The following is a 13,752-nucleotide window of genomic DNA, read 5'->3' as shown; positions in this document are numbered from 1 at the left end:
CTTTTTTGTAAAATAGAGTCTTTAATAAATAATATGAGCAAGATTTATCTCTTTACAAGTGATTAGGATTAATAATTTTTAACTTTCTCGCTCCTTTTGTCTTTCTTTTCCGAATAAATAGGTAGTAGCAGTGAATCTAGTAAACCTAGATTTAAAAATGTGCTATAATGAAAGGAGAGGAAATATGATTCTAAGACATCCGGGCATTAGCCCGACCAATGATTTGGTTGCTAAGAAAATCTTTAGCAACCCAGAAATCACTTGTCAATTTATCCGCGATATGCTGGATTTACCAGCAAAAAATGTGACCATTTTGGAGGGAAGCAATATTCATGTCTTGACTTCCATGCCCTATTCGGCGCAAGATTTCTATACCAGTATAGATGTTTTGGCGGAGTTGGATAATGGTACGCAAGTTATCATCGAAATTCAGGTTCATCATCAGAATTTTTTCATCAATCGTTTATGGGCTTACCTTTGCAGTTAGGTCAATCAAAATCTTGAAAAAATTCGTCAACGAGAAGGTGATACTCATCAGAGTTATAAACACATCTCACCAGTATACGCTATCGCAATTGTGGATAGTAACTACTTCTCAGATGACTTGGCTTTTCACAGTTTTAGTATGCGAGAGGATAGGACAGGTGAGGTTTTAACAATTACAAACAATGGACAGGAAAACCATCTGGTTAAGATGGCATTCTTGGAACTAAAAAAATACAGAGAAACCAGCAAAGACGAGGTTCGCAAGCCATGGTTGGAGTTTTTCGGGAATAAACCCTTTACCCAGCAGCCCGAGCGAGCCATCAGCCAAGCAGATCAACTGCTGGACTACAAGAGCTGGTCCGAGGAGGATAGGAAAATGTTTAGTGAACAACGCAGGCGAGAAGAACAAGCCTTGTTAGCACAGGACTATGCCTTGGAACAAGCTGAAGAAAAAGGGTTGGAGCGTGGTCTTGAACGTGGTCGCGCAGAGGGTTTAGAGCGTGGACGAGCTGAGGGAGTTGAACAAGGACTTGAACGTGGGAAAGTTGAAGGAAGTTTGTCCATGCTACTAAATCTAGTCCGTCAAGGTATTCTAACTTCCGAGATTGCCAGTAAGCAGTTGGGTATGACTGTTGCTGAGTTTGAAGTATTATTGAAAGACCATCATAAATAAGATCTAATAAATACAGAGAAACCAGCAAAGACAAGGTTCGTAAACCATGGTTAGAGTTTTTCGGGAATAAACCCTTTACCCAGCAGCCCGAGCGAGCCATCAGCCAAGCAGATCAACTGCTGGACTACAAGAGCTGGTCCGAGGAGGATAGGAAAATGTTTAGTGAACAACGCAGGCGAGAAGAACAAGCCTTGTTAGCACAGGACTATGCCTTGGAACAAGCTGAAGAAAAAGGGTTGGAGCGTGGTCTTGAACGTGGTCGCGCAGAGGGGATTGAACAAGGCATCGAAAAAGGTTTAGAGAGAGGTCTTGAACGTGGGAAAGTTGAAGGAAGTTTGTCTATGCTACTAAATCTAGTTCGTCAAGGTCTTCTGACTTCTGAGGTTGCTAGCCAGCAGTTGGGCATAACCGTCGCTGAGTTTGAAGTATTATTGAAAGACCATCATAAATAAGAATGTTGAATCTCAAATTCAAGTTAGGCAGAGAGAAGAAATTTTCAGAGAGATTTGCGATCCAACTATTTTTTAGGACAATCATTGCTTCACCTCTCAATGAAGGCAACTTTTTTAGAAGTCGTTTTTTTAGGTAAGAGGATTGACTTTAGGAAATCATCTACGAGTCAGTTTTTTTAAGTCCTCATATAGAGACTCTAGGCATAAAATCTTAAAAATCACAAACACGCATAGTATCAGGTAATTAAAAAAACTTGATATTATGCGTTTTATAGTGCATTGAATCTATATTAGGACACAACAATTCTTAAATCATTGTTAGAAATTGGTTTGAATTTTCCAATCAATTTGTTCGATTTTTACATCATTGCATTATATCATGTGACTATTAACCTTGTTTTCTCCTAAAATTGACTTTCTTGTTTTCTTATCTTGTCCATTCGAAACAAGTATTGTAAGAATTTGATTATTTTTGAAAGTACTTTTAATATATTTGATATAGTTAAAAAAGATTTGAAACTAAATTCCAAATTAGAAAAAGACTTGAAATACTAAAAAAAAAGTATACTCTAATTGGAAACGGTAACAAAACTAATTTAGAGAATGAAATATAGAGTATTTCTCTCTTAAAAGTTTTTGGTGAAACGAGATGTAGAAAGGAGATTTAGCCAAAGAGTCTACTAGTGCTAGAATAATAGATTAGAATTATTTTAGAAAAACTAATACTCAATGAAAATCAAAGAGCAAACTAGGAAACTAGCCGCAGGCTGTACTTGAGTACGACAAGGCGACGTTGACGCAGTTTGAATTTGATTTTCGAAGAGTATAAGTGAGCAGCTTATAAATTCAATTTCCCAAATAGATTCATACTAGTATCTTTTGCAAAAAATAAAGGGCGGACTTCCTTCATGAATATCAATTTCATCTATAAGGAAGGTAGCTCATTGAACTAACTTATTTATTCTGTTTGTCGCTAGAAAAATCAGACCTCCTTGTGAAGATTGAGGAGATACTGAATGAAAATCAAAGAAGAAACTAGCAAGCTAGCAGTAGATTGCCCAAAACACCGCTTTGAGGTTGTAGATAAGACTGACCTATATAATCCAAGGTGAAGCGACTGTGGTTTGAAGAGATTTTCAAAGAGTATAGGTTAGAGAGTGTAGTGTTTTTATGTCCTTCTAGTAGAAAATGCTAGACAGAAGAATGGGGAACTTGGATAGGAAAAATAGATTGAGAAAGGAGGTTAGAAGAGATGATTATTACAAAAATTAGCCGTTTAGGAACTTATGTGGGAGTAAATCCACATTTTGCAACATTAATAGATTTTCTAGAAAAAACAGGACTAGAAAATTTAACAGAAGGTTCGATTGCTATCGATGGTGATCGATTGTTTGGGAATTGCTTTACTTATCTAGCAGACGGTCAAGCAGGAGCCTTCTTTGAAACTCACCAAAAATATTTGGATATTCATTTAGTTTTGGAAAACGAAGAAGCCATGGCTGTTACGTCGCCGAAAAATGTAAGCGTTACCCAAGAGTATGATGAAGAGAAGGATATTGAATTATACACAGGGAAAGTGGAACAGTTGGTTCATTTGAGAGCTGGCGAATGCCTCATCACTTTTCCAGAAGATTTACATCAACCCAAGGTTCGTATAAATGATGAACCTGTGAAAAAAATTGTCTTTAAAGTTGCGATTTCTTAATGTAGAAAGGGAAGAACGATGAAAAAAATGAGAAAGTTTTTATGTCTAGCTGGAGTTGCGCTAGCAGCCGTTGCCTTGGTAGCTTGTTCAGGAAAGAAAGAAAGTACAACTAGTACTGAACCACCAACAGAATTATCTGGTGAAATTACAATGTGGCACTCCTTTACTCAAGGACCACGTTTAGAAAGTATTCAAAAATCAGCAGATGCTTTCATGCAAAAGCATCCAAAAACGAAAATCAAGATTGAAACATTCTCTTGGAATGACTTCTATACTAAATGGACTACAGGTTTAGCAAATGGGAATGTGCCAGATATCAGTACAGCTCTTCCTAACCAAGTAATGGAAATGGTCAACTCAGATGCTTTGGTTCCGCTAAATGATTCTATCAAGCGTATTGGACAGGATAAATTTAACGAAACTGCCTTAAATGAAGCAAAAATCGGAGATGATTACTACTCTGTTCCTCTTTATTCACATGCACAAGTTATGTGGGTTAGAACAGATTTGTTAAAAGAACATAATATTGAGGTTCCGAAAACTTGGGATCAACTCTATGAAGCTTCTAAAAAATTGAAAGAAGCTGGAGTTTATGGTTTATCTGTTCCGTTTGGAACAAATGACTTAATGGCAACACGTTTCTTGAACTTCTACGTACGTAGTGGTGGTGGAAGTCTCTTGACAAAAGATCTTAAAGCGGATTTGACAAGTCAACTTGCTCAAGATGGTATTAAATACTGGGTTAAATTGTATAAAGAAATCTCACCTCAAGATTCTTTGAACTTTAATGTCCTTCAACAAGCTACCTTGTTCTATCAAGGAAAAACAGCATTTGACTTTAACTCTGGCTTCCATATTGGAGGAATCAATGCCAACAGTCCTCAATTGATTGATTCGATTGATGCTTATCCTATTCCAAAAATCAAAGAATCTGATAAAGACCAAGGAATTGAAACCTCAAACATTCCAATGGTTGTTTGGAAAAATTCAAAACACCCAGAAGTTGCTAAAGCATTCTTAGAATCACTTTATAATGAAGAAGACTACGTTAAATTCCTTGATTCAACTCCAGTAGGTATGTTGCCAACTATTAAGGGGATTAGCGATTCTGCAGCCTATAAAGAAAATGAAACTCGTAAGAAATTTAAACATGCTGAAGAAGTGATTACTGAAGCTGTTAAAAAAGGTACTGCTATTGGTTATGAAAATGGACCAAGTGTACAAGCTGGTATGTTGACTAACCAACACATTATTGAACAAATGTTCCAAGATATCATTACAAATGGAACAGATCCTATGAAAGCTGCAAAAGAAGCAGAAAAACAATTAAACGATTTATTTGAGGCTGTTCAGTAGATGTAAAAGACTAGAAAATAGGTGGGCTAGTGAGCTGAAAAGCCCTAGCCCAATCTTGTAAAAGAAGGGAGAAGGAGAATGGTTAAAGAACGTAATTTAACTCGCTGGATATTTGTTTTGCCAGCTATGATTATCGTAGGATTACTCTTTGTTTATCCGTTTTTCTCGAGTATTTTTTATAGCTTTACCAATAGGCATTTGATTATGCCCAATTATAAATTTGTTGGTTTAGCTAACTATAAAGCTGTGCTATCAGATCCCAACTTCTTTAATGCGTTCTTTAATTCAATTAAGTGGACCATTTTCTCATTAGTTGGTCAAGTTTTAGTAGGGTTTGTATTGGCTTTAGCTCTTCACAGAGTACGCCACTTTAAGAAATTATATAGGACCTTATTGATTGTTCCTTGGGCATTTCCTACAATCGTTATTGCCTTCTCTTGGCAATGGATTCTAAACGGGGTTTATGGCTATTTACCGAATCTAATCGTAAAACTAGGTTTAATGGAACATACACCTGCATTTTTGACAGATAGTACATGGGCATTCCTATGTTTGGTGTTTATCAACATTTGGTTTGGAGCGCCGATGATTATGGTTAATGTGCTTTCAGCTTTGCAAACAGTACCAGAAGAACAATTTGAGGCTGCTAAGATAGATGGTGCTTCAAGTTGGCAGGTGTTCAAGTTTATCGTCTTTCCACATATTAAAGTAGTTGTAGGGCTTCTAGTTGTTTTGAGAACTGTATGGATCTTTAATAACTTTGACATTATCTACCTTATTACGGGTGGTGGACCGGCTAATGCTACAACGACGCTTCCAATTTTTGCTTACAACCTGGGTTGGGGCACTAAATTGTTGGGTCGTGCTTCAGCAGTTACAGTGTTGCTCTTTATCTTCTTGATGGCGATTTGCTTTATCTACTTTGCTATCATCAGTAAGTGGGAAAAGGAGGGTAGAAAATAATGAAGAAGAAATCCAGTATTTATTTAGATATTCTCTCACATGCACTCTTGATTGGTGCGACTATTGTTGCAATTTTCCCATTGGTATGGATTATCATATCGTCTGTCAAGGGGAAAGGGGAATTGACTCAGTATCCAACACGATTTTGGCCTGAACAGTTTACATTAGATTATTTTATACATGTTATCAACGATTTGCACTTTATTGATAACATTCGAAATAGTTTAATCATTGCCTTAGCTACAACCCTTATTGCGATTATTATTTCTGCTATGGCAGCCTACGGTATTGTTCGATTCTTCCCTAAATTGGGAGCAATCATGTCGAGACTACTCGTCATTACCTATATTTTCCCACCAATTTTGTTAGCAATTCCCTATTCAATTGCCATTGCTAAAGTTGGGTTAACAAATAGTTTATTTGGCTTGATGATGGTTTATCTATCTTTTAGTGTTCCATATGCAGTTTGGCTCTTAGTTGGATTTTTCCAAACAGTTCCAATTGGAATTGAAGAAGCAGCTCGAATTGATGGTGCAAATAAATTTGTAACGTTTTATAAAGTTGTGCTACCGATTGTAGCACCAGGTATTGTAGCAACAGCTATTTATACATTTATCAATGCTTGGAATGAATTCCTGTATGCCTTGATTTTGATTAACAATACAGGAAAGATGACAGTAGCAGTAGCCCTTCGTTCACTTAATGGTTCAGAAATACTAGACTGGGGAGATATGATGGCAGCGTCTGTTATTGTAGTTCTTCCATCAATTATTTTCTTCTCTATCATCCAAAATAAGATTGCAAGTGGATTATCAGAAGGATCTGTGAAGTAGACGAAAGAAGGAAAAAAATGAATAAAAGAGGTCTTTATTCAAAACTAGGAATTTCTGTTGTAGGCATTAGTCTTTTAATGGGAGTCCCTACTTTGATTCACGCGAATGAATTAAACTATGGTCAACTGTCCATATCTCCTATTTTTCAAGGAGGCTCATATCAACTGAACAATAAGAGTATAGATATCAGCCCTTTGTTATTAGATAAATTGTCTGGAGAGAGTCAGACAGTAGTAATGAAATTTAAAGCAGATAAACCAAACTCTCTTCAAGCTTTGTTTGGCCTATCTAATAATAAAGCAGGCTTTAAAAATAATTACTTTTCAATTTTCATGAGAGATTCTGGTGAGATAGGTGTAGAAATAAGAGACGCCCAAAAGGGAATAAATTATTTATTTTCCAGACCAGCTTCATTATGGGGAAAACATAAAGGACAGGCAGTTGAAAATACACTAGTATTTGTATCTGATTCTAAAGATAAAACATACACAATGTATGTCAATGGAATAGAAGTGTTCTCTGAAACAGTTGATACATTTTTGCCAATTTCAAATATAAATGGTATAGATAAGGCAACACTAGGAGCTGTTAATCGTGAAGGTAAGGAACATTACCTCGCAAAAGGAAGTATTGATGAAATCAGTCTATTTAACAAAGCAATTAGTGATCAGGAAGTTTCAACTATTCCCTTGTCAAATCCATTTCAGTTAATTTTCCGATCAGGAGATTCTACTCAAGCTAACTATTTTAGAATACCGACACTATATACATTAAGTAGTGGAAGAGTTCTATCAAGTATTGATGCACGTTATGGTGGGACTCATGATTCTAAAAGTAAGATTAATATTGCCACTTCTTATAGTGATGATAATGGGAAAACGTGGAGTGAGCCAATTTTTGCTATGAGGTTTAATGACTATGAGGAGCAGTTAGTTTACTGGCCACGAGATAATAAATTAAAGAATAGTCAAATTAGTGGAAGTGCTTCATTCATAGATTCATCCATTGTTGAAGATAAAAAATCTGGGAAAACGATATTACTAGCTGATGTTATGCCTGCGGGTATTGGAAATAATAATGCAAATAAAGCCGACTCAGGTTTTAAAGAAATAAATGGTTATTATTATTTAAAACTAAAGAAGAATGGAGATAACGATTTCCGTTATACAGTTAGAGAAAATGGTGTCGTTTATGATGAAACAACTAATAAACCTACAAATTATACTATGAATGATAAGTATGAAGTTTTGGAGGGAGGAAAGTCTTTAACAGTCGAACAATATTCGGTTGATTTTGATAGTGGCTCTTTAAGAGAAAGGCATAATGGAAAACAGGTTCCTATGAATGTTTTCTACAAAGATTCGTTATTTAAAGTGACTCCTACTAATTATATAGCAATGACAACTAGTCAGAATAGAGGAGAGAGTTGGGAACAATTTAAGTTGTTGCCTCCGTTCTTAGGAGAAAAACATAATGGAACTTACTTATGTCCCGGACAAGGTTTAGCATTAAAATCAAGTAACAGATTGATTTTTGCAACATATACTAGTGGAGAACTAACCTATCTCATTTCGGATGATAGTGGTCAAACATGGAAGAAATCCTCAGCTTCAATTCCGTTTAAAAATGCAACAGCAGAAGCACAAATGGTTGAACTGAGAGATGGTGTGATTCGAACATTCTTTAGAACCACTACAGGTAAGATAGCTTATATGACTAGTAGAGATTCTGGAGAAACATGGTCGAAAGTTTCGTATATTGATAGAATCCAACAAACTTCATATGGCACACAAGTATCTGCAATTAAATACTCTCAATTAATTGATGGAAAAGAAGCAGTCATTTTGAGTACACCAAATTCTAGAAGTGGCCGTAAGGGAGGCCAATTAGTTGTTGGTTTAGTCAATAAAGAAGATGATAGTATTGATTGGAGATACCACTATGATATTGATTTGCCTTCGTATGGTTATGCCTATTCTGCGATTACAGAATTGCCAAATCATCACATAGGTGTACTGTTTGAAAAATATGATTCGTGGTCGAGAAATGAATTGCATTTAAGCAATGTAGTTCAGTATATAGATTTGGAAATTAATGATTTAACAAAATAAAGGAGAAAAACATGGTTAAATACGGTGTTGTTGGAGCAGGGTATTTTGGAGCTGAATTGGCTCGCTACATGCAAAAGAATGATGGAGCAGAGATTACTCTTCTCTATGATCCAGATAATGCAGAGGCGATTGCAGAAGAATTGGGAGCAAAAGTAGCAAGTTCCTTAGATGAGTTGGTTTCTAGCGATGAAGTAGATTGTGTTATCGTCGCAACTCCAAATAATCTTCATAAGGAACCGGTTATTAAGGCTGCACAGCATGGTAAAAATGTTTTCTGTGAAAAACCTATTGCGCTTTCTTATCAAGATTGTCGCGAGATGGTCGATGCGTGTAAAGAAAACAATGTAACCTTTATGGCAGGACATATTATGAATTTCTTTAATGGTGTTCATCATGCAAAAGAACTCATTAATCAAGGAGTTATCGGAGACGTTCTATATTGTCATACAGCTCGTAATGGTTGGGAAGAACAACAACCGTCAGTATCATGGAAAAAAATTCGTGAAAAATCAGGTGGTCACTTGTATCACCACATCCATGAATTGGATTGCGTTCAATTCCTTATGGGGGGCATGCCTGAAACTGTAACCATGACAGGTGGAAATGTGGCCCATGAAGGTGAACATTTCGGTGATGAAGATGATATGATTTTTGTCAATATGGAATTTTCTAATAAGCGTTTTGCCTTGTTAGAATGGGGTTCAGCTTATCGTTGGGGTGAACATTATGTCTTAATCCAAGGAAGCAAAGGTGCCATCCGCTTAGACTTATTCAACTGTAAAGGAACTCTTAAGCTAGATGGGCAAGAAAGTTATTTCTTGATTCATGAATCGCAAGAAGAAGATGATGATCGCACTCGTATCTATCATAGTACAGAGATGGATGGAGCAATTGCTTATGGTAAACCAGGTAAACGTACTCCATTATGGCTATCATCTGTCATTGATAAAGAAATGCGCTATCTGCATGAGATTATGCAAGGAGCTCCAGTATCAGAAGAATTTGCAAAACTTTTGACAGGTGAAGCTGCCCTAGAAGCAATTGCTACTGCAGATGCTTGTACCCAGTCTATGTTTGAAGATCGCAAAGTAAAATTGTCAGAAATTGTAAACTAAATTTTGGTATTCTCCTATTATAGGTCGACTTGCTCCTCTGAAAGTACTTTTAGAGGAGCTGTTTGACTTGGCTAGTTTTTGAAACTGAAATCTATTATACTACAAACTCTTGAAAGCGTTTTAATTTTAAGGTATAATAATCTCATAGAAATAAAGAAAAAAGAAAGGGAGGAAAGAGGATGCCACAGATTAGTAAAGAAGCCTTGATTGAACAAATCAAAGATGGAATCATCGTTTCTTGTCAGGCTCTTCCTCATGAACCGCTTTATACAGAAGCGGGAGGGGTGATTCCCTTGCTGGTCAAAGCGGCTGAGCAAGGTGGAGCAGTCGGTATCCGAGCCAATAGTGTTCGCGATATCAAGGAAATTAAGGAAGTCACCAAACTTCCGATTATTGGGATAATCAAACGAGATTATCCGCCACAAGAACCCTTCATCACGGCTACTATGAAAGAAGTTGATGAATTGGCAGAACTGGACATCGAGGTGATTGCTCTGGATTGTACCAAGCGTGAACGCTACGATGGTTTGGAAATTCAAGAGTTCATTCGTCAGGTCAAGGAGAAATATCCTAACCAGCTCTTGATGGCGGACACCAGTACTTTTGAAGAAGGATTGGCAGCGGTCGAAGCAGGAATTGACTTTGTCGGAACAACCTTATCAGGCTACACATCCTACAGTCCAAAAGTGGATGGTCCAGATTTTGAACTCATCAAAAAACTCTGTGATGCCGGTGTAGATGTCATTGCAGAAGGAAAAATTCATACACCAGAACAAGCCAAACAAATCCTTGAATACGGAGTGCGAGGCATCGTTGTTGGTGGCGCTATTACTAGACCAAAAGAGATTACAGAACGCTTCGTTGCTGGTCTTAAATAAGATGTGAGGGGGGGAGTTTTATATTTAAAGTTTTACAAAAAGTTGGAAAAGCTTTTATGTTACCTATAGCTATACTTCCTGCAGCAGGTCTACTTTTGGGGATTGGTGGTGCACTTTCAAACCCAACCACGATAGCAACTTATCCAATACTAGACAATAGTATTTTTCAATCGATATTCCAAGTAATGAGCTCTGCAGGAGAGGTTGTATTCAGTAACTTGTCACTACTTCTCTGTGTGGGATTATGTATTGGCTTAGCGAAACGAGATAAAGGAACCGCTGCGTTAGCAGGAGTAACTGGTTACTTAGTTATGACTGCAACGATCAAAGCTCTGGTAAAACTTTTTATGGCAGAAGGATCTGCAATTGATACTGGAGTTATTGGAGCATTAGTTGTCGGAATAGTTGCCGTATATTTGCACAACCGATATAGCAATATTCAATTACCTTCCGCTTTAGGATTCTTTGGAGGTTCACGCTTCGTTCCTATTGTTACATCGTTCTCTTCTATCTTAATTGGCTTTGTCTTCTTTGTTATTTGGCCACCTTTCCAACAACTTCTTGTTTCTACAGGTGGATATATTTCTCAGGCAGGTCCAATTGGAACTTTTCTATATGGATTTTTAATGAGACTTTCTGGAGCAGTAGGCTTACATCATATGATTTATCCTATGTTTTGGTATACTGAACTTGGTGGTGTTGAAACTGTTGCAGGACAAACAGTGGTTGGGGCTCAAAAAATATTTTTTGCTCAATTAGCCGATCCGGCTCATTCTGGATTATTTACAGAAGGAACAAGGTTTTTTGCAGGTCGTTTCTCAACAATGATGTTCGGTTTACCGGCTGCCTGTTTAGCGATGTACCATAGTGTTCCTAAGAATCGTCGTAAAAAATACGCGGGTTTGTTTTTTGGAGTTGCTTTAACATCTTTTATTACCGGTATTACAGAACCAATTGAATTTATGTTTCTATTCGTCAGTCCGGTTCTATATGTTGTTCACGCATTCCTTGATGGTGTCAGCTTCTTTATTGCAGACATCTTAAATATTTCAATAGGAAACACATTTTCAGGAGGTGTAATCGATTTCACTTTATTTGGAATTTTGCAGGGGAACGCTAAGACGAATTGGGTTCTTCAGATTCCATTTGGACTTATTTGGAGTGTTTTGTATTATATTATTTTTAGATGGTTCATTACTCAATTCAACGTTCTAACGCCAGGAAGAGGAGAAGAAGTAGATTCTAAAGAAATTTCTGAATCCGCAGATTCAACTTCAAATACTGCGGATCATTTAAAACAGGATAGCCTACAAATTATCAGAGCGTTGGGTGGATCAAATAATATAGAAGATGTAGATGCTTGTGTGACACGTTTACGTGTAGCTGTAAAAGAAGTTAATCAAGTTGATAAAGCACTTTTAAAACAAATAGGTGCAGTTGATGTCTTAGAAGTGAAGGGTGGCATTCAAGCAATCTATGGAGCAAAAGCAATCTTATATAAAAATAGTATTAATGAAATTTTAGGTGTAGATGATTAAGTACTTACTGACTTAATAAAAAATAGAGGAGAGTGATTGATGAGTAGGAAAAAATGAAAACGTATATAAATGCAAAGAACTCATTATCCAAGTTGGATACGCTTATAAAATAGGAGAATACAAATGAAATTTAGAAAATTAGCTTGTACAGTACTTGCGGGTGCTGCGGTTCTTGGTCTTGCTGCTTGTGGCAATTCTGGCGGAAGTAAAGATGCTGGGAAATCAGGTGGTGACGGTGCCAAAACAGAAATCACTTGGTGGGCATTCCCAGTATTTACCCAAGAAAAAGCTGGTGACGGTGTTGGAACTTATGAAAAATCAATCATCGAAGCGTTTGAAAAAGCAAATCCAGATGTAAAAGTGAAATTGGAAACCATCGACTTCAAGTCAGGCCCTGAAAAAATCACAACAGCCATCGAAGCAGGAACAGCTCCGGACGTACTCTTTGACGCACCAGGACGTATCATCCAATACGGTAAAAATGGTAAATTGGCTGAGTTGAACGACCTTTTCACAGATGAATTTGTTAAAGATGTCAATAACGAAAACATCATACAAGCAAGTAAAGCTGGAGACAAGGCTTACATGTATCCAATTAGTTCTGCCCCATTCTACATGGCAATGAACAAGAAAATGCTAGAAGATGCTGGAGTGGCAAACCTTGTAAAAGAAGGTTGGACAACTGATGATTTTGAAAAAGTATTGAAAGCACTCAAAGACAAGGGCTACACACCAGGTTCATTGTTCAGTTCTGGTCAAGGGGGAGACCAAGGAACACGTGCCTTTATCTCTAACCTTTATAGCGGTTCTGTAACAGATGAAAAAGTTAGCAAATATACAACTGATGATCCTAAATTCGTCAAAGGTCTTGAAAAAGCAACTGGCTGGATTAAAGACAATTTGCTCAATAATGGTTCACAATTTGACGGTGGGGCAGATATCCAAAACTTTGCCAACGGTCAAACATCTTACACAACCCTTTGGGCACCAGCTCAAAATGGTATCCAAGCTAAACTGTTAGAAGCAAGTAAGGTAGAAGTAGTAGAAGTACCATTCCCATCAGACGAAGGTAAACCAGCTCTTGAATACCTTGTAAACGGATTTGCAGTATTCAACAATAAAGACGACAAGAAAGTCGCTGCATCTAAGAAATTCATCCAGTTTATCGCAGATGACAAAGAGTGGGGACCTAAAGACGTAGTTCGTACAGGTGCTTTCCCAGTCCGTACTTCATTTGGAAAACTTTATGAAGACAAACGCATGGAAACAATCAGCGGCTGGACTCAATACTACTCACCATACTACAACACTATTGATGGATTTGCTGAAATGAGAACACTTTGGTTCCCAATGTTGCAATCTGTATCAAATGGTGACGAAAAACCAGCGGACGCTTTGAAAGCCTTCACTGAAAAAGCGAACGAAACAATCAAAAAAGCTATGAAACAATAGTCCTTAGTTATTCTATAAAAAGTAGTTTTTTAAAGAACCTAAGAGTGTATACCCCCTTTTTCCCTCTACACAGATAGTGTAAGAAAAGGGGGGCTTTTGTTTAAAATGTAAGAAATTGTCACGAAATTAAAATGAAGTTCTTACATAAGCGAATCATAAAAAATTTCATTTTGATTTTAAAACAGTTCAA

9 protein-coding genes and 2 pseudogenes are annotated in these 13,752 nt (G+C 37.1%); all 11 read left to right on the top strand.

Annotated elements, in window-relative coordinates:
- Window positions 1–184 precede the first annotated feature (184 nt).
- The 11 genes and pseudogenes from SPPN_RS12275 (at window position 185) to SPPN_RS08110 (ending at window position 13,562) form a co-directional block, all read left to right on the top strand.
- Window positions 185–1,159: pseudogene (locus tag SPPN_RS12275) on the top strand (Rpn family recombination-promoting nuclease/putative transposase).
- A gap of 8 nt (window positions 1,160–1,167) precedes the next feature.
- A pseudogene (locus SPPN_RS08155) lies at window positions 1,168–1,611 on the top strand (RpnC/YadD family protein); the annotation flags it as partial.
- Between the two features lie 1,252 nt (window positions 1,612–2,863).
- Window positions 2,864–3,316, top strand: coding sequence for a YhcH/YjgK/YiaL family protein (locus SPPN_RS08150; protein WP_000587463.1), 453 nt, complete (start codon window positions 2,864–2,866; stop codon window positions 3,314–3,316).
- An 18-nt stretch (window positions 3,317–3,334) separates the two neighbouring features.
- Window positions 3,335–4,672, top strand: coding sequence for an ABC transporter substrate-binding protein (locus SPPN_RS08145; protein ID WP_000738778.1), 1,338 nt, complete (start codon window positions 3,335–3,337; stop codon window positions 4,670–4,672).
- Between the two features lie 78 nt (window positions 4,673–4,750).
- Entirely contained in the window at window positions 4,751–5,635 is an 885-nt protein-coding gene (locus SPPN_RS08140) for a carbohydrate ABC transporter permease (protein WP_000237991.1), read from the top strand.
- Window positions 5,635–6,468 carry a carbohydrate ABC transporter permease gene (locus tag SPPN_RS08135; RefSeq protein ID WP_000730466.1) on the top strand — a complete coding sequence of 278 codons (834 nt, stop codon included), beginning with the start codon at window positions 5,635–5,637 and terminating at the stop codon, window positions 6,466–6,468. The genes SPPN_RS08140 and SPPN_RS08135 overlap by 1 nt, the downstream gene beginning before the upstream one ends.
- Window positions 6,469–6,485: 17 nt before the next feature.
- Window positions 6,486–8,579, top strand: coding sequence for a neuraminidase NanB (gene nanB, locus SPPN_RS08130; RefSeq protein WP_001042150.1), 2,094 nt, complete (start codon window positions 6,486–6,488; stop codon window positions 8,577–8,579).
- A gap of 11 nt (window positions 8,580–8,590) precedes the next feature.
- Complete coding sequence (locus tag SPPN_RS08125) at window positions 8,591–9,694, top strand: Gfo/Idh/MocA family protein (protein WP_000241724.1); 1,104 nt, start codon at window positions 8,591–8,593, stop codon at window positions 9,692–9,694.
- Between the two features lie 179 nt (window positions 9,695–9,873).
- Window positions 9,874–10,572, top strand: coding sequence for an N-acetylmannosamine-6-phosphate 2-epimerase (locus tag SPPN_RS08120; RefSeq protein ID WP_001135655.1), 699 nt, complete (start codon window positions 9,874–9,876; stop codon window positions 10,570–10,572).
- Window positions 10,573–10,592: 20 nt separating this feature from the next.
- Window positions 10,593–12,110 (top strand): PTS transporter subunit EIIC, encoded by a 1,518-nt coding sequence (locus SPPN_RS08115; protein ID WP_044012217.1) that lies wholly within the window; start codon window positions 10,593–10,595, stop codon window positions 12,108–12,110.
- A 123-nt stretch (window positions 12,111–12,233) separates the two neighbouring features.
- Entirely contained in the window at window positions 12,234–13,562 is a 1,329-nt protein-coding gene (locus SPPN_RS08110; protein WP_000672129.1) for an ABC transporter substrate-binding protein, read from the top strand.
- Window positions 13,563–13,752 lie beyond the last annotated feature (190 nt).

Source organism: Streptococcus pseudopneumoniae IS7493, assembly GCF_000221985.1.
Classification (GTDB): domain Bacteria; phylum Bacillota; class Bacilli; order Lactobacillales; family Streptococcaceae; genus Streptococcus; species Streptococcus pseudopneumoniae.
This window is presented reverse-complemented; position numbering and strand designations above follow the sequence as displayed.

Coding starts and splice junctions, on each gene's coding strand:
- SPPN_RS08125 (WP_000241724.1), top strand. CDS start 8,591: ATGGTTAAATACGGTGTTGTTGGAGCAGGGTATTTTGGAGCTGAATTG.
- SPPN_RS08135 (WP_000730466.1), top strand. CDS start 5,635: ATGAAGAAGAAATCCAGTATTTATTTAGATATTCTCTCACATGCACTC.
- SPPN_RS08145 (WP_000738778.1), top strand. CDS start 3,335: ATGAAAAAAATGAGAAAGTTTTTATGTCTAGCTGGAGTTGCGCTAGCA.
- SPPN_RS08120 (WP_001135655.1), top strand. CDS start 9,874: ATGCCACAGATTAGTAAAGAAGCCTTGATTGAACAAATCAAAGATGGA.
- SPPN_RS08150 (WP_000587463.1), top strand. CDS start 2,864: ATGATTATTACAAAAATTAGCCGTTTAGGAACTTATGTGGGAGTAAAT.
- nanB (WP_001042150.1), top strand. CDS start 6,486: ATGAATAAAAGAGGTCTTTATTCAAAACTAGGAATTTCTGTTGTAGGC.
- SPPN_RS08140 (WP_000237991.1), top strand. CDS start 4,751: ATGGTTAAAGAACGTAATTTAACTCGCTGGATATTTGTTTTGCCAGCT.
- SPPN_RS08110 (WP_000672129.1), top strand. CDS start 12,234: ATGAAATTTAGAAAATTAGCTTGTACAGTACTTGCGGGTGCTGCGGTT.